This is a genomic window from Porphyromonas asaccharolytica DSM 20707 (genome assembly GCF_000212375.1).
Lineage (GTDB): Bacteria > Bacteroidota > Bacteroidia > Bacteroidales > Porphyromonadaceae > Porphyromonas > Porphyromonas asaccharolytica.
Genome location: NC_015501.1, coordinates 15499 through 38216 on the forward strand (window position 1 = coordinate 15499; position 22718 = coordinate 38216).

Annotated in this window: 16 protein-coding genes and 1 riboswitch; of the genes, 5 read left to right on the forward strand and 11 right to left on the reverse strand. The window is 54.8% G+C overall.

Annotated features, from left to right (window positions below):
• Window positions 1–2 precede the first annotated feature (2 nt).
• The 11 genes from PORAS_RS00055 to PORAS_RS00105 all read right to left on the reverse strand — a co-directional run bounded on the left by PORAS_RS00055 (window position 3) and on the right by PORAS_RS00105 (window position 15373).
• A complete protein-coding gene (locus PORAS_RS00055) occupies window positions 3–1196 on the reverse strand; it encodes a bifunctional cobalt-precorrin-7 (C(5))-methyltransferase/cobalt-precorrin-6B (C(15))-methyltransferase (protein ID WP_013759703.1) in 1194 nt (397 codons plus the stop codon).
• Window positions 1193–2596, reverse strand: coding sequence for a precorrin-3B C(17)-methyltransferase (gene cobJ / locus PORAS_RS00060; RefSeq protein ID WP_004331774.1), 1404 nt, complete (start codon window positions 2594–2596; stop codon window positions 1193–1195). Before cobJ ends, PORAS_RS00055 begins: the two co-directional genes overlap by 4 nt.
• 40 nt (window positions 2597–2636) lie before the next feature.
• Window positions 2637–4103 carry a PepSY domain-containing protein gene (locus tag PORAS_RS00065; protein WP_013759704.1) on the reverse strand — a complete coding sequence of 489 codons (1467 nt, stop codon included), beginning with the start codon at window positions 4101–4103 and terminating at the stop codon, window positions 2637–2639.
• 186 nt (window positions 4104–4289) lie between these two features.
• Window positions 4290–5588 (reverse strand): hypothetical protein, encoded by a 1299-nt coding sequence (locus PORAS_RS00070; protein WP_004331722.1) that lies wholly within the window; start codon window positions 5586–5588, stop codon window positions 4290–4292.
• A gap of 38 nt (window positions 5589–5626) precedes the next feature.
• Window positions 5627–7786, reverse strand: a complete 2160-nt coding sequence (locus PORAS_RS00075) for a TonB-dependent receptor plug domain-containing protein (protein ID WP_013759705.1) — start codon at window positions 7784–7786, stop codon at window positions 5627–5629.
• A 4-nt stretch (window positions 7787–7790) separates the two neighbouring features.
• Entirely contained in the window at window positions 7791–8714 is a 924-nt protein-coding gene (locus PORAS_RS00080; RefSeq protein WP_245528028.1) for a sirohydrochlorin cobaltochelatase, read from the reverse strand.
• Window positions 8715–8926: 212 nt separating this feature from the next.
• A riboswitch (cobalamin riboswitch) is annotated at window positions 8927–9140 on the reverse strand.
• 119 nt (window positions 9141–9259) lie between these two features.
• A complete protein-coding gene (locus PORAS_RS00085; RefSeq protein ID WP_013759707.1) occupies window positions 9260–10561 on the reverse strand; it encodes a cobyrinic acid a,c-diamide synthase CobB in 1302 nt (433 codons plus the stop codon).
• 10 nt (window positions 10562–10571) lie between these two features.
• On the reverse strand, window positions 10572–12365 hold the full coding sequence (gene cbiD, locus PORAS_RS00090; protein ID WP_013759708.1) for a cobalt-precorrin-5B (C(1))-methyltransferase CbiD: 1794 nt from the start codon (window positions 12363–12365) through the stop codon (window positions 10572–10574).
• On the reverse strand, window positions 12362–13105 hold the full coding sequence (locus PORAS_RS00095) for an ABC transporter ATP-binding protein (RefSeq protein ID WP_342626106.1): 744 nt from the start codon (window positions 13103–13105) through the stop codon (window positions 12362–12364). The genes cbiD and PORAS_RS00095 overlap by 4 nt, the downstream gene beginning before the upstream one ends.
• A 58-nt stretch (window positions 13106–13163) precedes the next feature.
• Window positions 13164–14198, reverse strand: a complete 1035-nt coding sequence (locus tag PORAS_RS00100; protein WP_004331757.1) for an iron ABC transporter permease — start codon at window positions 14196–14198, stop codon at window positions 13164–13166.
• A 14-nt stretch (window positions 14199–14212) separates the two neighbouring features.
• Window positions 14213–15373 (reverse strand): ABC transporter substrate-binding protein, encoded by a 1161-nt coding sequence (locus PORAS_RS00105; protein ID WP_013759710.1) that lies wholly within the window; start codon window positions 15371–15373, stop codon window positions 14213–14215.
• 281 nt (window positions 15374–15654) lie between these two features.
• On the opposite strand from PORAS_RS00105, the gene PORAS_RS00110 reads away from it, so the two are divergent.
• The 5 genes from PORAS_RS00110 to sufB all read left to right on the forward strand — a co-directional run bounded on the left by PORAS_RS00110 (window position 15655) and on the right by sufB (window position 22710).
• Window positions 15655–17250 carry an Ig-like domain-containing protein gene (locus PORAS_RS00110; protein ID WP_044211096.1) on the forward strand — a complete coding sequence of 532 codons (1596 nt, stop codon included), beginning with the start codon at window positions 15655–15657 and terminating at the stop codon, window positions 17248–17250.
• A gap of 426 nt (window positions 17251–17676) precedes the next feature.
• A complete protein-coding gene (locus PORAS_RS00115; RefSeq protein WP_013759713.1) occupies window positions 17677–19620 on the forward strand; it encodes an NAD(+) synthase in 1944 nt (647 codons plus the stop codon).
• An 11-nt stretch (window positions 19621–19631) separates the two neighbouring features.
• Window positions 19632–20618 (forward strand): polyprenyl synthetase family protein, encoded by a 987-nt coding sequence (locus PORAS_RS00120; protein WP_052306456.1) that lies wholly within the window; start codon window positions 19632–19634, stop codon window positions 20616–20618.
• 12 nt (window positions 20619–20630) lie between these two features.
• Window positions 20631–21209 (forward strand): CvpA family protein, encoded by a 579-nt coding sequence (locus tag PORAS_RS00125; protein WP_013759715.1) that lies wholly within the window; start codon window positions 20631–20633, stop codon window positions 21207–21209.
• A 46-nt stretch (window positions 21210–21255) separates the two neighbouring features.
• The gene (gene sufB / locus PORAS_RS00130) at window positions 21256–22710 is read left to right on the forward strand and encodes a Fe-S cluster assembly protein SufB (protein ID WP_044211472.1); all 1455 of its coding nucleotides are present in this window, start codon (window positions 21256–21258) and stop codon (window positions 22708–22710) included.
• The last annotated feature ends 8 nt before the right edge of the window (window positions 22711–22718 follow it).

A 22718-nucleotide genomic window follows, 5' to 3' on the forward strand; every position in this document is an offset into this window, starting at 1 on the left:
AATTAGTGTGTGCTTTTGGTCGCTTGTAAGACAGCTATCGGGTTGTAGTCATCGATCTGCATACGGGTTGTGGAGGCGATGGAGCCACCGACGGATGCAATGGCTCGTCTGAAGGTCTCCTCGCTCTCGCTCGAGACGGAGTTGAAGACGATCCGTCCACCTATGGCGAGACGATGCCACGCCTCCTCGACGATCTCCTGCAGATGCCCGCCATGCCCTCCGATGAAGACAGTATCAGGTTGAGGCAGTGGGTTTAGGTCGGCGCAGAGGAAGTCGCCCCCACAGAAGGTGATGCCCGGGGTGTGGTGACGACGCGCATTGGCATCGAGGAGCTCTGCGCCCTCGGGACGTATCTCGAAGGCAACCACCTGCAGGCTCGGCTGCTGTAGGCGAGCCTCGATGGAGACGGAGCCTGTGCAGGAGCCGATATCCCACAGGACGTGCGCTTGGTGCAGGTCTAGCTGGGAGAGCGTCTCAAGACGTATCGCCCGCTTGGTGATCATCCGCTCACGTCCATTGAGTGGGATGAAGTCCGCATCGGGGATGCCAAAGGGGCGGAGCAAGGGCTTGGTCTGAATGAGGATTAAGTTATTGGGATAGGCGAAGGTGCGCTCAGCCATTTCCGCAATGGAGAGGCGGGAGAGCTGCTGTAGCTCCCTATTGCCTAGATGCTCCCCGACGATGACTTTGTAGTTGTCATAGCCGTAGTCGAGCATGCGCTGGGCTATGCGCTGAGGGGTGTGCTCCTTGCGGTCGGTCAGGATGCCGATCATGCGCTCGCCTGAGATCAGTGCTGCATCAAAAGCTTGCCACGGTCTCCCCGTGAGCGACACGACGTGCATATCTTGGTAAGGTAGCAGGGCCGCATGAGCGAGGAGCTGCAGGGAGTGGAAGTAAGGGTGCAGCTCGATCTCAGCCTCGGGAAGAAGCTGCATGATGCGCTGCCCGATACCGTTGAAGATGGGGTCGCACGAAGCGAAGACGACGACCGTATCGTACGCTTTGTACTGCTCGATCACATCGTCTATCGGTGGAGTTATATCGATCCAGTGATACTCCGTCGGCAAGATCTCTCGAACGATCTCGTGATGCCGTGCCCCTCCTGAGAAGACGCGCTCGCCAGCGAGCCGCTCCAGCAGCTCTGGGCTCCACCGCTGCTCTCGGTCGTCGCTAAGTCCTATGAGGATGATTTTCATAAGTCACGACCAGGCTTGAGCGTCTCGGCATCGCCATAGCTGAGGGTCGCATTGACTAGCGTTGCCGCTAGATTGCTACCCCCTTTTCGTCCCTCGATGATGAGCTTAGGAATGTCGTGAAAGGGCTTGACCATATGCTTTGACTCGCACACATGGACGAAGCCGACGGGTGCTGCGACAATTCCAGCGGGGTGAGCCTTGCCCTGGCGAATGAGGTGTGCCAGCTCCATGAGTGCCGTCGGAGCGTTGCCAAAAGCGTAGAGCGCATCGGGATGCTCCTCGACAGCGAGCCGTATACCAGCTTGTGTGCGGGTGATGTCTAGTCGCTCAGCCATCTCAGCCACACGTGGGTCATGCAAGTAGCAGAGCACCTCGATACCGTAGCGTGCCAAGGCTCCTTTGCGGATGCCTGAGGCGACCATCGTCACGTCGGTCACGATGGTGCGTATCTTGCCATCGACATAGCCTTGGTAAATGCGAGAGACCGCATTGGGGTCGCTATAGAGTAGCTCCTCCATCTCAAAGTCGGCCGTCGTATGGACAGCGTGTAGCATAGCCCATAGATGGTCGAGTGGATAGCTCTCGGGCTGCTTGAGTAGCGAGAGGATCGTGCGAAAGCTTTCGCTCATAATGCGCTGTCCGACCTTCTCCTCGTCACTTTCTTTGTTACGGTAGTAACCTCGTGGCGTGACGATCTTGCCCTTTGAAAGGTAGCTCTGACTATTGCCAATGATGAGGACGGTAAACATATCCACCTCTTGCGTATCCAGCTCTCGTAGAGTCGTCGTCCAGACACGCTGATCGGGACGACCTGCCTGCTGCACCAGTCCTACGGGCGTATCGGGTGAGCGATGCTTGAGGAATAGCTCCCGCACACGCTCCAGCTGCCAGTACCGCTTGATGCTCTTAGGGTTGTAGAGTGCCGTAACGAAGTCAGCCTCCGCAGCCGCTATGGCACGTCGCTCGATGATTGCCCACGGAGTCATCAGATCACTCAGCGAGATGATGCAGAGATCATGACCAATGGGTGCCCCAAGGAGGGCTGCTGCTTTCTGAAAGGCGGAGATACCAGGCAGGACCTCTAGTTCTACATTACTGCCTCGCTCATCGCACATCTCATAGAGGAGCGGAGCCATCCCGTAGATGCCCGCATCGCCAGAGCTAATGACACAAACGGTCTGCCCAGCCTCGGCTCGCTCGATAGCTAGCTTGGCTCGCTCACGCTCTTGACGCATACCAGTGTCGATGCACTCAGCACCCTCGTGTAGGTACTCTTGGATAAACTGAAAGTAGTAAGCATACCCCACCACCACATCAGCCTCTCTGAGGGCTTGATGCACAGCGGGCGTTATATCTTCAGGACTGCCGGGACCGATGCCGGCTATATAGATCTTTTTCATAGTCTCTCTTTGCTATTGTTGGACGGGCTTGACACACCTCCTATTTATTATGGCGAGACTTTGCCCGACGAATTACTCTGCGAAGATAGCGAAAACCGAGCACTACGCCACTCACCGAGACGACCAAACCACCTAGCACCAGCACCAACATGCAGATGATGCGCAGTGTCGGATGCTCTGCAAAGAAGCCGATGCGGAGGTTGTGACAGAAGGGGTAGAGCCACTTCTTGACCCGCCCGTTGAGACTGTAATAGCGTGTCTCCCCTGTCGTCGGACTGATGTAGAGACGGCTCGATTCCTTGTCCTGTGCCGAGATGCGATAGATCGGTAGCTCGTAGAGGTTGTTTAGACTGACGTAGTAGTTGTCGTAGTGATCCATTAGCTCGATCTGCATGTCGGAGGTACCCAATACAGGCGTGAGCTTAGCTTTGATATCCTCCTCGGTCAGATGCAACGGCTGTGGAGCTTCACCCAGCGCGTCCCAACTCTCTAGCTGTCCGTGGCGCTGCACCTCGTAGTAAGGGTGTCCGCCATAGCTGCGCCAAGTGATCTGCTGCACGCCAACTAGGCCGAGCAGCAAGCGGTAGTCATAAGTGTCCGAGCGGCCCAGCTGTGGAGCCTCTGCGACCTGCGCCTCCTTGCGCTTCGTCTCAGTCTCATGCTGAGGCACGATCCACGATGGCAGATCGTAGAGCGACATCACCCCGCTGAGGGCGAAAAGCGTCAACGATAGTCCAAAGATGACACCACCGACGAGATGCCAGAGCAAAGTCTTCTGACGCTTGTAGGGACTGCGCAACCGCTTCGTCCGTCTCCACATACGGACGTAGAGACGTATCCCGAGGTATAGCCCCGTAAATGCAGCGATGACAGCGAGCGAGGCAAAGATCGAGATGACCCAGAGCCAAGCGGTGCGGTTTTGCCGTAGCCACCAGTAGTAAAACATATGGGGGATCGTACCACACGATGCCCCAATGCGCTCCGAACGAGTGCAGAGCTGTACCGCATCGCCCGTTTGACTAGAGAGATAAAGGTAAGTTCCCTCAGAATCGTCAAAGCGGTATCGGTAAAGGGGCAGATCCTTCTTGACCCTCGGGTAAGGCGTCCACGTGTCTATGTGTCGTATCGTATCAACCGCCACGATGGGCGCAGAGCTAAAGCGCGACGCATACTGCTCATACCAAGCCTCTGGCACCGAATCCGTAGCTGTCGTGAGGAGCGAGTCCGCATGCCACAGATACCCCCCCTCGCTCGTCTCCACACGCCACACCGGCTTGCCACAATGCGTAGTGAGTGCGAGTGCCGTCAGCTCTTCGCCAGGCTGGAGCTTAGCCAGTAGCGTAGCCTCCGACGGTAGAGCCACCGAGGCCGCGAGGGTGTCTTGCAGCGGTAAGTCCTTGTCCCCTAAGCGAGGAAAGGAGCAAAAGATCATCACCCCTCCAGAGATCAACCATAAGAGGAAGAGCGGAGCACAGACAGTGCCTAGTACTTTGTGAAGCCAGCGCATAGTTGTATGTAATAGGATTATAGGGTTGTCATTGTTTATAAGAGAGGTCTCCTAAGGTGTGAGGTCTCCCATAAGAAGCAACGGTGCGACCGCCAGCAAACGCAGCAGCCGCACCGTGTGGTGAGTCTCTCACGAAAGAGAGATCCGTATTAGTAGCTCAGCCACTAGTGTAGCCGTACTAGAAGTTTACTCTTTGACGACTGGCGTGATGCGATCTATCTCGAAGCCATCAGCTAGCGTAGCACCCTTGGTCACCTTGCGAGTATTGATATTGTACTGGTAGATGGTCGTGGGAGCTCCCTCCACATTGGCACCGATGCTGACCGTATTGCCATTACGAACGGCTAGCTGGCCATAGTTACCATTGCTAAAGGGTATATCCTTGATATGCTCGACCTGCTGCGTCTTGATGTTGCAGCGTAGCCAGTAGTAGATATAGCGGTTCGTCTTGCTGCTCCAGTCGGTATTGCCCTTCTCCTTGAAGTCTGGATCCTGCATATAGAGGAGCACCTCGTCATCATTGAGCGGGAAGACGGTGATGATCTTGCCACGAGGCTGTGCATAGCCGTCGAAGCTCTTGTCCGTCTCCATAGAGCCAGCGTTGACACGGAAGAGGAAGCTACGCTGCTTCGTACTGCTCTTCTTCTTAGCATTCTCGGGGATATTGCAAGTAGCAGCAGCAAAGTAGAAGTTGCCCTTAGAGTCGAAGAAAGTCTTCTGGCAGCGGGTCTCACCAAAAGAGGTAGAGCTCAGGTGCTCACAGCGTGTATCCTTGTCGATCTTCTTGACCTGCATCGTAGTAGCGTCGATGAATGCGATGTAGATCTCATTACGCTTGGGAGGTAGTGCCATGGAGGTCTTCTTAGACTTCTCCATATAGACGTGTGGGTAGATGAGCGTGTTGTCAGCCTTGCGGTAGCCAAGCAGACCACTGGAGTTAAAGATCTCACCCTCCTCAGGCTTAGGTAGGTCAAGCTTGCCCTCAGCAGTGATGACCATCTTATTGACATCGACCTTGACCCACGACATCTCCTGCTTGTCACCTACTGAGCTGACCATGACGAGTGTGTTGTCGTCTAGCCAAGCGTGTGAGAAGCGACGGTCGAGGATCTGTGGCATAGGGAACTCCTTGATTGTCTCAATGCCTGTGTTGGAGACGCGGAACTTGCCGAAGCGTCCCTCGCGAGAGACACTGTAGTAGTAGCCCTTGTGATACACTACATAGGGAGTCAGAGGAGACGCTGAGGTTTCTGCCCCTTCGCCCTTGATGCTGAAAACACCCTTGGTCAGGTCAGCGACACGTGCGATGATGTGCGGATCAGTGTTAGCGGTTGACTGACCTGTGGCTCCATCTATAGGCACCCATAGGTCATAGCCTACGGTCACCTCCTCCTGAGGGCTTGGTGCATCTGAGTCACACGCTGTAAACGAGAGTGTGACGAGGGTGGCCACGAGAGTCGCCACTAAGCGATAAGCTTTTGTCATAATAATCTTTGTTTGGATTGTTAGTATGAGTATGTTTTCTAGTTCAGGAATATGCGGAGCTTGCAGTAGAAGGCGCGTCCAGGCTTCTGTAGCATGTAGTTGTCATAGAGCGGACGGTCTAGCAAATTGCTGCTCTGCAGTGATATGGAGTAGCGATCGTGAGCAAAGCTCCAGGTGACCCCTGCTGAGAGGTCGTAGCTAGTCGGAATGATCGCTTTAGTGTTCTTGCGGCCGAAAGCTGCCCACGTGAGGTAGAACCAGTGGATATAGCCCAGTCCAGCGTTGAAGTGTATGGCACTTGCTTGAATGCCAAACGGCTTGCGCCAGTTAGCCCCTAGGAGTAGATTGCCATAGAGGAAGGGGTCGTTGGGTATCCGATAGCCGTAGGTCGGGTTCGGCTTACCGTAGATGTTGATGCGCGTGCGGTCACGCTCATCGGTGTAAGTGCCGTTGAGCGTGAGGTCCAGGAGGTTGGCGTAGTTGTACTTGACCTCCATCTCGCCTCCGATGACGAGTGACGAGCCGACATTATCGTACTGACTCTCGACATCACCCATGACCACACGGTGAATGTAGTTGGAGATGTCACGATAGAAGGCTGTCGCCTCGTAGTTGAGAAAGTGCAGGTCGCCCCATTGCGCCTGACCGTAGAGCGTTAAGTTCAGGTTGTAAGCCTGCTCGGGGTGGAGCTTGAAGTTAGGGTAGATGTTGGCGCCATTACCCATCAATTCGCGAGCTGTCGGCAGACGAGTGGCACGCTCGAAGGAACCTTTGATCGCTAGCTCGTTAGCGATGGTGTAGCGTAAGCCTAGACCATAGCCCATTTGGTTTTTCGTCTGCTGCGCAGGCACCTTGTCCGATCCTGTCAGCCAGTACATATCAGCCTGCTCGATGGCAACGTGATAGAGGTAGTCCTTGACAAAGACCGTTCCACGCAGACGTCCATTGAGAAGCGTCGTGCCATACGAAAGCCCCATAATGTGCCTTCCCATACGATCTCTCGAAGCCTCAAAATTAGGATCGTAAGTGTCGTACCGCTCATTGGCTATGGCGGTCATCTGATAGTTGAAATTAAGATGCCCGCCCTTGGGGAGCGTGTAGGCGAGGTTAGCCCGTGCCGTCCAGGTAGGACGCACCGTGTGGCGAATCATACGAGTGCGGCGCATCACCTCACTGTAGTGTGTCTCTACGAAGGTACCGTCCCAGCTATACTTGCGATAGGCGGTATCTGTGATTATGATATGGTTACGAGCGAAGGAAGCATCTATCGTAGCGGATAGCCCAGGGGTAAAGAGATTGCGCTTGGCATAATGCGCTGAAAAGCTCAAGTCGTCACGATCACGCATCGCCTCGCCGATGACTAGCGTCTGGCGAAAACCGGTCTGTATCTCACTCACGCTCTTTGTATAGCCCACCCCAAGCAGGGCGGCGTCTGCCCAAGGCTTTTTGGTCACGCCCAGTTGTAGTCGTCCCAAGAGCGACTTGTAGCCATCGTGAAAGCGTCGGAAGTCTCGCCGCTCGTACTCTTGCGTCTCAGCATTCCACACCTCCACACCACGCATGATGTAGTCATTTTTGGAGTACTGGTAGCGTAGCGTAGGACGTACCGTAAAGCCACTCCGCTGCTCTCTATACTGCCCCGTCAGATCTAAGGCATAGGTGTGAAAGGAGCCTCCCCGTAGCGAACAGTCCAGATAGCTCTCCCCGCGGCTGTTAGTCACGATGTTGACCGCTCCACCGAGGGCATCCATACCCAGCTCAGGGGGCACGACCCCCTTGTAGATTTCGACACGATCGATGAGGTTCACCGGCAGCGTAGCGAGCGAAGCCCCCTCGCCCATCGAGGAGAGCGGCACTCCATTGATAAAGTAGCGGACAGCATGCCCCGACATACCATTGATCGAAAGCTCATTGCTAGAGCCTACCCCACCAGACTCTCTGAGCCGTACCCCCGAACTCTGAGCGACCAACTCGTTGAGACTACCCATCGAGGCGATCAGAGGCTTGACATCTAGGCTGATAGCCGAGAGCGCCTGCTGCTGCATGATACGTCTATGCGTAGGCGCCACGACAATCACCTCGCCGAGGCTCTTGTAGTCTATCGTGTCACGACGGTGACTGAGCGTATCCCGCTGCGCAGTGAGCGGGAGCACACAGCTAGCTAGTAGCAGGAATAGGTAAAAGCAGCTACGTCTCATCGGCTTACTGAGCTATGGAGTCAGACTGGTGTAACTTTTCGCCCGTCTCCTCATAGATCGCTTTCTTGTCCATAATCGAGAGACGATGATGTGTCATGAAGAAGTCGACCTTCTTCACGATCATCTCCTGCACCTCAGGGAGCTCGCCCAGACCACGCACCACGCTCTCGACCTGATAGCCGAGAGCCTCTAGACGGGGTTGCCACTCTTGGAGCATATCCTCCTTGGCATGTTCACCTGCCACGATCATCAGTGGCTGTAGAGAGACTCGCTTAAGGCCTGTAGCACGCAGACGCTCTAGAGCCTCCTCGTAGTAAGGGTAGCCCTCCACACAGCCCACGATCACCTGATCATAGCCGTGATTTTGCAAGTAGTGATCCAGCATAGCGTACTGAGCTGTAGCACTATCGTAGGTGCCGTGCCCTACCCATAGGTAAGCCACCTCAGGATCCAGATGAGCCGTCATGATAGAAACCAAGTCCTTGTAGTCGCTTTCGTAGAAGAGTAAAGGGGTCACCAGCCGGATCTTCTTAAAGAGTTGCTGCAAGTGAGCCACCTCGTAGGAGAGCGACTCCATCTCTACGCCATCGACGATCGTCGTCGAGACCACCAGCAGATGAGTAAAGCCCTCTTGCGCTAACTCCTTAAGTGCTTCGCCAGGCGTGGGGATCTCTATACCCCGCGCTGCTAGACGCTTGCGCACGATACGAGAGCTATAGGCTTGACGAACCTCTAGATCAGGATGGGCGGCAGCTATGCGCTCATTGATCGCATCGAGGGTCACCCGACGGGTGTCGTCGTGCGTTGTGCCAAAGTGAACTACGAGGATAGCCCCTTTGTCATTCGGTCCCATAGCCGCAAAGAGCGAGTCAGTCTCAAAGATCTTATTGCCCGCTTGTAGCGACAGCCCGCCTAGTAGTGCAGTCATATATAATAGGAGTATACGGAGGTATCGTTGCGTCATACGGTTGTTGTTTTTATCCGCTAGGTCAGATCCAATCTAGAAGTCCATCAGCATAACTTGAGGCATAGTACAGCCGTAGCCCCACGCCCACAAGCGCAGTGCCTCCTGAGAGATATGCATCTGATCGATTGACATAGCACTAAGGTACACTTGCCACCGAGCGTACACAGTTATATACTAAGTTACGAGTAGTGGCAGGTCTCCTGACTTACCCCAGCCTAACACCGCCTTCCCACCTGACCTCCGTCAGACAGTGGCTTGTATTCATCTTGTGCTAGGCTCTGTGAAATAGGGGGATCACAGTAGCGGGCACTGTACCAGATTCTCACTGGACTTCCCTCTTGCATCGCTCTACCGACGAGCTGATGCACCACCACTCAAGGATGTTGTCCGCAAAGATACGAAAAGTTAAGAAGAGAGGAGGTAAAGGTTAGAAATTAGAGGTTAGAGGTTAGAGCCAGGCACTAGTAGTCCTAGTGGCTCTAGGGCCTCTAGCTAACGGCCAATAGCTACAGCAGTTGGGCTAAGAGCTCCTCGGTAAGGGCTAGATGCGTATAGGTGGCATAGCAGCGACCTGTATGCCACAGTGCGGTCGCCACGGGGTCGCCCCACGCATTGTATTGCTGTGCTGTCGAGGGTAGCGGATCGAGGATGCGGGAGTAATGAAACTCGTGTCCACGCACCGCCACGCCTGCTATCTCGAGCTGTCGGTAGCCAAGAGCTAGCCCGCGCTGCTGCATCGTGGCGGTCTGCTGTAGCGCCCCCACGAGCGGATAGGGGGTGCCTTTCTCATCGATGATCGCTTCGCAGAGGAGGAGCATACCTCCGCCCTCGGCAAGCATGGCACCGCCCTCACGGATGTAGTCACGGAGACTGTCCAGCATCGACTTATTGGCTGATAATTGCTCCAAGTGTAGCTCGGGGTAGCCACCCGGCAGATAGACAAAGTCACTCGGCAGTAGTGCTCTGTCAGAGAGTGGACTGAAGTAAGTTATCTCGCCCCACTGCTCTAGCTGGCGCACATTCTCTTGATAGAGAAAGGTGAAAGCGTCGTCACGAGCCACCGCTATGCGACGAGGAGCTGACGAAGAGTGCTTTTGCAGAGTGGGTGCTTCGTAAGACTGCTCCTTTCGCTCTGAGGAGATGGCTAGGAGTCGGTCAATGTCTAGATGTTGCTCTAAGAGGTCGGCCACCTGATCGGCATAGCGATCTATCTGCGCCAAGTCGTCAACGTCCAGCCCTAAGTAGCGACTGGGGATGGCGATGTCGTCAACACGAGGCAGCGACCCCAGCACTGGCACGCCCGCATCTGCGGCAGCCTGCGTGAGATAGGTCAAGTGACGCTCCGAGGAGACTTTGTTGAAGATGACTCCCGCTATCTTAACCCTTGGGTCAAAGTGCTGCAATCCGTAGAGTAGCGGAGCCACCGTGTAAGCCATCGAGCGCGGTGTCACGACGAGCACGACCGGTAGGTCTAGGAGCCGAGCAATGTCCGCCGCGGAACCTTTGTCCCGATCGTAACCATCAAAGAGTCCCATCACGCCCTCCACGATGACTGCCTGAGCATCCTGACTATAGTAGTGGTAGAGTGCCTGCACCCGCTCGGCTCCGTACATAAAGAGGTCCAGATTGACCGCCGGGCGACCCGTTGCCACGCTGTGTAGCTTAGGATCTACGTAGTCAGGGCCGCACTTGAAGGCTTGAGTGGCCAGTCCACGGCGTGTGTAAGCACGAAGAAGGCCCATGGTGAGCGTGCTTTTGCCACTCTCAGAGAGGGGCGCTGCGATGAGGAGGGAGGGAAGAGATGTCATAAGTGATTGACTAAAGTTGTGAGTCAGGGATAAGAAGTACCTCGAGCTGTGCTGAGGGAACGAGGGGTTTGCAGACTTGATAGCAATGATCGACAATGCTCTGGTAGAGCGGATGTGTGCCATCGGGGAAGATCTGCCATAGTTCGCGAGCTAGGGTCATCTCGCTGATCTGCTGCTCTTGCTCAGCGGTTGCACCACTAGCAGAGGCAAGGGCGGTGATGAAGGCTTTGTCCATCACCACCTTCTTGCTATGTGTGTCTAGTTCGCCAGCCGCCAGCTTGACCGCCTTGCCGATCATGATGCCTAGGGTGATCTGCGGGAAGCCCAGTTCATTGGCGAGGCTGAGCGTCTCCCCGATAAAGTTGCCATACTGAACGAAAGCATTGGCGGGCAGGTCGGGAAAGCGCCCCTTGAGGTACCGCTCGCTGCGTCCGCCTGAGTTGAGCACGAGATGCTTGCCGTAGACCGACTTGCTCACCTCCAGCTCACGACGTATCGACTCAACAAAGGCTTCGCTCGAATAGGGACGCACGACCCCTGTAGTGCCGAGGATAGAGATGCCGTCTAGGATGCCTAGCCGTGGATTGAAGGTGCTCTGAGCGAGCTTACGTCCCTTGGGGACGGAGATGGTTAGGTCGATGCCTACTTGGGATAGGTCGACCAAAGAGCCGAGTGCTTGACGCATCATCTGACGCGGTACAGGGTTGACGGCAGGCTCTCCGATGTCTAGTCCGATGCCGGGGAGCGTGACGCGCCCTACCCCTTCGCCTTGGAGGAAGGCAACCCCGCTGTGTGCCTGCGTAAGTGACAAGTCAGCAACGATCTCTGCGCCATCGGTTACGTCGGGATCGCTGCCAGCATCCTTGATAGCGACTGCCCGAGCACCTTGCTCTGTTAGCTCGGTTTGCTGGATCGGAAAGGGGATTCGCTCGCCCTGAGGGAGGGTCACGGTCACCTCGCTGTAAGACTCCTCGTTGAGTAGTGTGAGCAGAGCAGCTGTAGCAGCAGCCGTGGCAGTGGTGCCAGTCGTTAAGCCGATGCGCTGAGGGAAGAAGTCGCTCCCCAGTAGTCTCTCTATGGAGCGGCGAAGTCCTACGGGACCCTCGACGGTAACTGTGGCAGGATAAGGGATCTGTGGTCTTCGGATGACCAGCACGGTGATGCCGAGTGCGAGTGCTTCCTCCACTTTTGCCGCGAAGCCACTCGTGTCGCCACTCTCCTTGAGCAGGATCATGTCTGGTTGGAGTGTGGCAAAGATTTCTCGATCACACTGCTCCTTATCATAGTAGACCACCCGCTCTGGCGGGAAGTCGCTCTGACGTAGTCGCTCCTCGGTCTCTGCGATCGGCATCACCCGCAGATAGGTCTCATGCTGGGTCCAGTAGGCTCTCAGTCGCTCGATCGAGTTAACACCTGTCAGGGCTAGTAGTCGCTGGGGCTGGTGCTTGAGGAGATACGTCAGCGCAGCGTCAAAGGAGTCTAGCACTACAACCGAGGCGGGCAGGACGGGGAAGGTACGCTCGTACCGGATCACAGGGAGCTGCAGGCGAGCTACGCAATCAGCCACGCTCTGGTGCACGCCCATAGCGAAGGGGTGCGCCGCATCTACGACGAGGGCGATCTCCCGCTCCGTACAGAAGTGCGCCATCTCCTCACCATTCATACCTCCCTCTAGACGTATCCCGTGGTGCATCGAGAGCTCTTGCGAAGCTCCTCGTGTGGAGTAGTAAAAAGGCTTGCCCGCCTCCTCACATACTTCGAGCGCTTTGCGCCCCTCTGTGGTTCCTCCGATGATTAGTATCATACCTTTGAGGCGTGAATAGAGAAGTGAAGTGTCTCGGGGTCGAAGTCGATTCCCTTTGCTGCGAAGTAGCTGGGCAAGGTGCCGTCACTGGCAAGTGCCCTCGGCGGACCCATATGTAGCACGTGATTATCATCGAGGAGCCACACCTGATCGGCTATCTGGAGAGCCAGCTCTAGGTCGTGCGTGGAGAGGAAGATCGTCTTGTGCGCCTCACGAGACAAGCGAAGGAGGAGCTGCAGCATCTCCACCTTCGAGGGGAAGTCTAGGAAGGCGGTCGGTTCGTCTAGTAGTATGATGGGTGTCTCCTGAGCTAGTGCCTTGGCGATCATCACCTTCTGACGCTCGCCGTCACTGAGCGAGTCGATCATTCGCTTGGCTAGAGGTTGTATGCCGACCAGCTCTATCGCTTCGTTGACCGCCTGACGGTTGCTCTCATCCATCTGCCCCCAGAATCCCGTGTAGAGGCTCCGTCCTAAGGCGATCATCTCGTAGGCGGTCGTATTGCTCATGATGAGTCGCTCCGTTAGCACGACGCTGATACGTCGCGCCAGCTCTTTGGCGGTATACTGCTGTATCTCCTTGCCTTCGACCAGTAGCGCACCACCGAGCTTCGGCTGAAAGGCTGCGATCGTCCTGAGCAGCGTCGACTTGCCCACACCATTTGACCCGATGAGGCAAGTGAGCTGTCCTGACCAGATAGTAGCATTGAGCTCACTCGCTACGACGCGCGTGCGCTTCATCTGGTGATACCCTATCGATAGGTCACAAAGTTCTATCGTTGCGTGGCTAGTCATACGATTACAGTTCCTCTCTACGTCGTTTGTCAAATAGTACCCAGATCACGATCGGAGCACCGATGAGCGCCGTCACCGAGTTGATCGGCAATGCACCTTCCATCCCGGGCATACGAGCGATTAGATTGCAGCAGAGTGCTAGGAGTGCACCCACGAGTGTCACCGCAGGCATCAGAGTCAGATGATTGGAGGAGGCAAAGATAGTGCGACAGAGATGCGGCACCGCCAACCCTATGAAAACGATCGGACCGCAGTAAGCGGTCACGATAGCGGTCAGCAGACAAGCCGAGAAGATGACAAGATGACGTGCCCGCCCGTAGTTCAGCCCGAGGCTGCGAGCGTAGTTCTCCCCAAGGAGCATCAAGTTAAGTACCTTGATCAGCAAGAATGAGAGCGGTATCAGCACCAGCATGATGAGGACAAAAGTAGTTACTTGATCGCCACTCACCTTTGCAAAGCTTCCTAAGCCCCAGATGACATAGCTCCGCACATCCTCATCGTTGCTAAAGAACTTCAGCACCCCGATGATCGCATTCGCTATGTAGCCGATCATCACACCCATGATCAGTAGCACCACATTGCCACGGACACGCTGCGCCATCGTCATGATGATCGACATCACGATGAGCGCACCGAGGAGTGCTGCCACCGAGACCGCCATCTCCCCCACGAAGCCCATCCGCACAAGTGCTTTCTGGCTAATGCTCCCCGAGAGCAGAATAAAGGTTGCTACGCCTAGGCTAGCTCCCGAACTAATACCTAGCTCCGAGGGGCCCGCCAGCGGATTGCGAAAGACCGTCTGCATCTGTAGACCACTGATCGAGAGCCCCGCACCCGCGACCAGCGCCGTAATCGTCTGCGGGTAGCGACTCTTCCAGATGATGTTGCGCCATATCTCACTCCCCTCACCGTCACGTCCGAAGAGTATGCGCACCACCTCATCGAAGGGAATAGCGATCGTCCCCAGCGATAAGTTGAGGACAAAAAGCACCAGTATAAGGAGTCCTATAACTGTAAAGGCTATAACAAGACGTCGCATAGCTTCTCCGTGCCTTATTGGGTTAATATGGAGTAGAAGACAGGCTCATGATCCGGAAGCAACTGTGGGTGAAAGGCGTGGATCAAGTCCGCCAAGACCACCTCAGGCTCCACGGGTGACAGCTCGTAGAAAGGTCTCTCTCGCAAATTGCAGTACAGCACCTGCTTGTCCCGATAAGCCTTGAAGTCCCGATAGCGTGCATCTGTCTTGCCCAGCACATCATAAGAGAAGGCTCCATCGTAGCTATTCGCAATGCGCCAATAGTCCGCATCGGCCGCCTTAGCATAGACCGTCTCAAAGTCAACGTAGAAGCCTCCCGACTCCTTATCGTCTGCCATAAAGTAGTCAGCGCCCGCATCCTCAAAGAGGTGAGCTAAGTAGCTCGCACCACCGACCACATACCAGTTGCCGCCGTGCAGTTCGCCACTAAGCACCTTCGGGCGGATCAAGTCATCCGTGATCAATGCTTGTAGCTCATGGTAGCGCTCCTCAATGGTGCTGAAAAGCGTCTCCGCACGCTCCTCCATACCGAGCAGTAGTGCCGTAAACTTAATCCACTCAGCCTGCCCTAGTGGCGAAGTCTCCTTGTAGCCTAGGAAGGTAATCAGCGGTATGTCCAGCTGCTTGATCACATCATAACCACCCCGCTTGAAGGGGCTCACTAATATAATGTCTGGGTGCAGTGTCATGATCAGCTCGCTGTCGAAGTTGCCCTCGATACCAATACGCTTAGCCGCACCGGAAGCCAGTCGTGACTGCATCTCCTCGTTGAAGAGGAAGCGCGTACTCGGCATGCCCACGACACGGTCTACCGCATCAAGCTTGATAAAGTTAGAGAGCTGTAGCGTCGTCATCACGATGACCCGACGCACTGGAGTCTCTATCATGGTAAAGCCCTCAGGCACCTCAGCAGCTAGCTCCTGCGCTTGTTCGCGAGGCACTAATGCGTAGCGATACACCTCGCTACTGTCATGTGTCGGGTCTGAGATGGTGACCAGCGTCACCGCACCGGCATGCTCTATCTGTAGCCCCTCGGCATAGCGTATCATGGAGGTGGTGTCACTCTCAGCACTCCTCGTAGAGCCCTCGTCTGAGTGCCCCTTGCCACACGAGACCAGCAGCAGGGAGAGAACCCAGCAGCTCAGCAAATATCTTACACAGCGTAATGTATCCATCTTCTTATCGATCTGTTGCACTGCAAAGATACAGAAACGATTCGTCTCAGGGCCTTACTCCCCACCCCAACCTTGAAGATTCGCTAGATCCCGCTAACCTCAGCGATGTTTGTGAAACTCCTCTCGCAGGAATGTGCGAAGTCTTTAAAAAGATCGGCTATCAAACACCTTATAAAGTTTTTTGCCTACATTTGTGAGTGCCTTGCACTAGACCTTGCACTAGACCCTGAAATATGCGCCTGCAAGTCACATACGAGAAACAGATCAATACAGTATCATCTATGAGAACTCTTTCAGTCATTCTATCCACACTCCTACTAGTCGTAGGACTCGCATCATGCCGCGGGGACAAGCCTACACCCGTAGTCACCGAGGCTACCAGCTTGACACTATCCCCTACGGCTATCACGCTGCAGGTCGGGAAGACCCAGCAGCTCACAGTCACCGTTCAGCCAGCTGGCCAGATCTTTACCGCGACCTTCACCAGTGACAAGCCTGAAGTAGCTACCGTCGACGCTAAAGGGCTCATCACAGCGGTCGCTGAGGGCACGGCTCACATCACCGCTCAGGTAGGCAAGCTCACACAGCAGTGCGTCGTCACTGTATCTAACACGGCTCCCGCAGTGAAGCTAGAAGTCGAGACCACGGCCCTATCTATCAAAAAGGGTGGTAATGCTCGGATCAATTATACAGTCACACCTGCCGACACACCCGTCACCTTCACAAGTGACAAGCCCGACATAGCAACTGTCGATGCGCAGGGCCTCGTCACGGGCGTTGCGGCTGGTAGTGCGACGATTGCTGTCTCTGCTGCTGGTCAGTCTGCCAGTGTCGCCGTCATGGTGACTGAAGATCAGGGAGGTGGCACCACCGATCAGACCGAGCTTCCTCTGCTCAAGTTTGCCATAGAGCAAGACGCTCAGGGAGTCCCCGTCGATGCCGATGTCCTCAAGCATGAGCAGGCTGTGGGTCGCACGCTGAAGCCTGTCACCATCGGTAAGGGTTCCGATGGTGGTGATCTTACTTTTCCAGGATTTGTCAATACCGCTCTGACCATCACTGGCGCCGTTTATGGGCTCAGCATTCAGTCTGGTGAAAAGGTAATCATAGCTTTCAGCAAGGAGAGCCTAGCCGCGTGTCCTAGGACACAAGCTATGCTTGCAGACTATGGCTTTGATCATCTAGAGCAGAGCAAGTTCCAAAATGGTACTCCCTGTAAGATTGGGACCAAGAGTGACAACTCCAGTATCCAAGTAACGATCTATGACGAACCAAATAGTGAGCTACAGTCTACCCTCATCATCGAGTTTCTAGAGAAGAGAGAGCTGCCCACAGCGCATCCTATCCTCCCGAATGCTAAGGACTTCCCCGACTATGCGACATTCGCAACAGGTGATGTCGCCAAGATCAAGGAGTTTGAGAGCACCCTCGGCTTCCGCAACTTTGACGCCGAAAAGTCCAATGAAGACGCCAAGAACTTGCTCTTCGAGACGAAGCAGGAGTCTATCCCTGAGTCAAACTTCCAGCTAGTCTACTATGTATCTAGTGCTAAGACCAAGTTTATCAACAGCATTGTCAACGTCATCAAGGGCCCGGAAGACTTCGCTGATCCCAAGCTCAAGGAGTGGTTTACGACGAATGGCTACGGCAATAAGTTTGAGACTCATGCCGACAAGGGCTATGCGTACGGTTGGGATGCCTCAAGCAAGATCTTCTGTCAAATCTTCATCAAAGAAGGAGTCACATTCATCCAGATCTTTGAGAAGCAGCAATCGCAGTCAGCTAGCCAGATGCGTCGTCTAGCCTTCGAGCAGTACAAGACGACGTCAGCTCAGCCCCAGAGAGCCCGGTACTACAAGTTCCAGCACCGTCGCTAAGCGAAAGCAGTATATGGTCCTATCAGATGATGCAATAGCGATGTAAGAGCTACACATCTGACAAGCGTTTCAAATCTCCACTGAGGAAATCCCCAAACTCCTCGGTGGAGATTTTTTATTCTCCACTGAGGTATTAGAAAATTCCTCGGACTTATCATTTGATTCCTCGGAAGTTTCATTTGATTCCTCCGAAGAATTTTTCCTCGCCTACGTGGAAAATAAAAAATAGCTCCGTGGGAATTTCGCAATTCCTACGGAGGAAAGCGGCGACGGTCGGATGTTGGTTAGAGTTCTCAGCGTGAATCAGAGCTGTCGGAGCCATCGGGATGATCGGAACTCGGCTCTCTCATTTCTAATCTCTAACTTCTAACTTCTAATTTCGTATCTTTGTGGCGTAATGCACTATAAGAGACTACAGTCGAAGGTATGAACTATGGATATGTCAAGGTAGCGGCCGCTGTGCCCTATGTCAGAGTGGCTGACTGCTACTACAATACGAGCCGCATCAAGGAGATGATCTTTCAGGCGGAGGAGCTAGGAGTAGAGATACTTACGACTCCCGAGCTATCTATCACGGGGTATACCTGTGGGGATCTCTTTCATCAGTCGTTCCTATTGGAACAGGCTCAGAAGGCGCTATGCCAGCTAGTCGAGGAGACGGCCGAGACTGACGTGATGGTCATCGTCGGTATGCCAGTCAAAGTGGAGGAGAAACTCTTTAATGGGGCGGTCGCCTTCCAGCATGGTAAGATCCTAGGAGCGATCCCTAAGACTTATCTGCCGAACTACCGAGAGTTTCAGGAGAAGCGCTGGTTCTCGCCCAGTGATTCGCTACAATATAAGACGGTGCAGATGGGCCCCCACACGGTGCCTATCGGGCGCAACATTATCTTCAAATGTGGACAGGTGGGCATCGGTATCGAGATCTGCGAGGATATGTGGACGCCCTTTACCCCTGGCACACGCCTCAGCCTCTATGGAGCACATATCATCTTCAACCTCTCTGCGAGCAATGAGAATGCGGGCAAGCATGACTACCTCCGCTCGCTGATCAGTGGTGCCACGTCGCAGTCTATCTGTGGCTATGTGTACGCCTCTAGTGGCTATGGCGAGAGTTCGACCGATCTAGTCTACACAGGCAAAGCGTTTATCGCTGAGGTGGGCAAGATCGTTAAGGAGATGCGCCGCTTCGAGTACAAGGAGCGGATGATCGTGAGCGACATCGACGTGTCTCGTATCCATGGCGAGCGACTGATCAATAGTAGCTTCAAGAGTGCGGTCAATCACTTTACCGACGAGGAGGAGCTGGTAAGCATCCCCTTCACGCTACGCTCGGAGGAGGAGTCACAGCCTATGGATCGTATCATCGAGCGCAATCCCTTTATGCCTGAGGGGGCGAACCCAGAGGAGCGGTGTCACGAAATGTTTCAGATACAGGTGTGCGGGCTCATACAGCGCCTCAAGCACATGCGTGCGGAGCATGCCGTGATCGGCATCTCGGGCGGACTAGACTCGGCACTGGCTCTACTGGTGACGGCAGAGGCTTTTGACCTCTTGGGCTTGGATCGCAAGCAGATCATTGCAGTGACGATGCCGGGCTTTGGCACCTCTGAGCGCACCTATCGCAACGGCTACACGATGATGCAGGAGCTGGGTGTGACGATCCGTGAGATAGATATCAAGGAGGCGACGGAGCAGCATCTCTCAGCCATCGACTATAAGGGTAATCGGGAGGATGCGACCTTTGAGAATGCTCAGGCACGTGAGCGGACGCAGATACTGATGGATCTGGCCAATATGTACCATGCGCCCGTCATCGGGACGGGAGACCTGTCTGAAATCGCCTTGGGCTGGTGCACCTTCAATGGGGACCACATGTCTATGTATGCGGTGAATAGTGGTATCACGAAGACGAGCGTACAGCTGATCGTCGGGTGGTATGCTACGCACCAGGCTGGTGACACGCCACTAGCCACGACGCTACAAGACATCGTCGCTACGCCGATTAGCCCCGAGCTACTCCCGATCAAAGACACGAAGGCTGGCAGCGAGCAGCAGACGCAGGATCTCGTGGGGCCGTACGAACTACACGACTTCTTTATCTATCACTTCCTACTTGATGGCTTCGAGCCGAAGAAGATCTTTTACCTGGCGAAGGTTGCTTTCGAGGGAGCTTATACGCCCCAAGAGATCAAGCACTGGATGGGAGTCTTCTTCAAGCGATTCTTCTCTCAGCAGTTCAAGCGCAATGCGATGCCCGATGGGCCTAAGGTGCAGAGCGTCTCGCTCTCCTCACGTGGAGAGTGGCGCATGCCGAGCGATGCGGTGAGTAGTATGTGGATCCAAGAGGTGGAGAGTCTAGAGGTATAAAGACAAGTGAGATGATGAGTCAAGAGGAGCGTGCGCAGCTTTTATTGCCGATAACGGACTTTGTCGAGGCCTTCGAGCAGGACTTCAGGCAGTCACTACAGAGTGATGCGCCTGTACTATCGCACGCCTTAGAGCATCTGCGGCTCTCCTCGGGCAAGCATATTCGTCCGATCATCGTGGGGCTATGCGCTCAGCTCTGCGCAGGACAGACCAATGAGCAGACGCTCTCAGCGGCACTGGTCATAGAGCTACTCCACACCGCTTCGCTAATCCACGATGACGTCATCGACTGGTCGGACACACGGCGTGGACAGCCTACGCTCAATGCACTCTACAGCAATCACCAGGCGGTCTTGATGGGAGACTATGTACTCTCGACCGCCTTTCTAGAGTTAGTCTCGCGAGAGCACACCCCTGAGATGCTACGTGTCGTCGCTCAGGCTGGGCGCGATCTCTCTATCGGAGAGCTGATGCAGCTATCCCTCTCGAAGGCACACACCTATCGTGAGGAGGACTACTATGCCGTGGTAGATCGTAAGACGGGAGCACTCTTTGAGGCAAGTGCCAAGCTGGGAGCTCTGAGCGTAGATGCTACCGAGGAGCAGGTGAAGCGCTGTTCCCGTCTAGGGCAATTGATGGGGCGTGCCTTCCAGCTACAGGATGACCTCTTCGACTATGACACAGCTCTAGATGTGGGCAAGCCTACGGGTCACGATCTTATCGAGGGCAAGGTCTCTCTTCCTCTACTCTATGTCCTGAACCATGCGACTCCTACGGAGCGTGACGAGATCATCTCGTATCTACAGCAACCTATCGGATCTGACTCGATCGAGTACCTCCTCCGCATAGCCAACGAACGGGGCGGCATCGACTACACAGAGAGGCAGATACAGCACATTCACCAAGAGGCGATCGACCTGCTCAGGAGCTTCACACCAAGTAGTACTAGAGAGACACTAGAGCGCTTCATCACATTACTAGGAGAGAGACAGAAATAGCTGACAAAGACTATGGAAGGGGATACGCTTAATTGGATTGACTATATGGTCATGGGCTGCACAGCGTGGGCACTCTTCAAGGGATTCAAGCGGGGTGTCGTGTCGGCTCTAATCGCTGTGCTGGGCATCACTGTCGGCTATATAGTGGTGCGCTGGATAGGTGTACCCGTAGCACTCTGGATCTCACAAACCTTCGGACTGCCCCACGGGGTGGCGGTGGTAGGCGCTTATGTGGCGACCTTCTCCCTCTCATGCTGGGGCATCGCCTTCCTAGCACGTCCTACGGTGAGAGCGATTAAGCGTTCGTCGCTCTCAGTTGTCAATAAACTTATGGGAGCTCTCTTTGCGGGAGCCTTTGTCATCATATTCTTTAGCCTTATATTTAATCTAACCGACTTCATACTGCCTCGAGGGGTGCTGGAACAGCTACCCGACATCACAAGTAAAGAGGGCGAGCCAGCTGAGCCTCGACGGGATCAGCGTGACAAGTCTAGACTATATGACCCAGTCCGTGGCTTGATCTCTTGGGCTGCGCTGGGCGACCTGACCTCTTGGCAGGATAAACAATTAAAGCAACAATCAAGTGAATAGCGAATATAATCCTAAGCAACCGATCCCCACGCCTACTGACACAGAGGTGCGTGCGGTGACTCCGACGGGTGAGGATATCCTCGACGACATCACCCAGGGGGACTACAAGTATGGCTTCGTGACCGATGTCCATACGGAGACCATCCCCAAGGGGCTCAACGAGGAGGTGGTACGTCTCATCTCGGCAAAAAAAGAAGAACCCGAGTGGCTCCTAGAGTTTCGTCTCAAGGCTTACCATCACTGGCTCACACTCGAGCGTCCCGACTGGGCGCATCTATCAATCCCTGAGATAGACTATCAAGACATTATATACTATGCGGCTCCTCGTCACAAGACTCCTGGAGACGGCACCATAGATCCTGAGATCGAAAAGACCTTTGACAAGCTTGGCATACCACTCCACGAGCGGGCTATGCTCTCGGGCAATATGGCGGTCGATGCGGTCATGGATAGCGTCTCGGTGAAAACGACCTTCCGCACAAAGCTCAAGGAGCTGGGTATCATCTTCTGCTCTTTCAACGAAGCGGTGCGTGAGCACCCAGACCTCGTGCGCAAGTACCTGGGCAAGGTGGTCTCGTCGCACGACAACTACTTTGCAGCGCTGAACTCAGCGGTCTTTAGTGATGGCTCTTTTGTCTATATCCCCAAGGGCGTGCGCTGTCCGATGGAGCTGTCGACCTACTTCCGCATCAATGCGGCCAATACGGGACAGTTCGAGCGTACACTTATCGTGGCAGACGAGGGAGCTTACGTGAGTTACCTAGAGGGTTGCACGGCTCCGATGCGTGACGAGAACCAACTACACGCTGCCATCGTCGAGATCATCGCTGAGACCGACGCGGAGGTCAAGTACTCGACAGTTCAGAACTGGTACCCAGGCGACAAGGACGGGCGAGGCGGTATCTACAACTTCGTCACCAAGCGTGGACTGTGTCGTGGCGACCGCAGCAAGATCTCCTGGACACAGGTCGAGACGGGTTCGGCTATCACCTGGAAGTATCCCAGCTGCATCCTACGGGGTGACGACTCGGTGGGAGAATTTTACTCTGTCGCTGTGACCAACAACTATCAGCAGGCGGACACTGGCACGAAGATGATCCATCTCGGGCGCAACACCCGCAGCACCATCGTCTCCAAGGGTATCTCAGCGGGTAGTAGCCAAAACAGCTACCGCGGACTGGTCTCCATAGCAGCCTCTGCAGAGAATGCACGCAACCACTCGCAGTGCGACAGCCTTCTCCTAAGCGACCACTGCGGAGCGCACACCTATCCTTACGCAGACATTCGTAATGACTCTGCCGTCGTGGAGCATGAGGCGACCACCTCTAAGATTAATGAGGATCAGCTCTTCTACTGCAACCAGCGTGGCATCACTACCGAGGAGGCAGTCGGTCTAATCGTCAACGGCTACGCCCGTGAGGTGATGAGCAAGCTCCCGATGGAGTTTGCCGTGGAGGCGCAGAAGCTCCTCTCCGTAACCCTCGAGGGGAGTGTCGGCTAGCCCCCCGC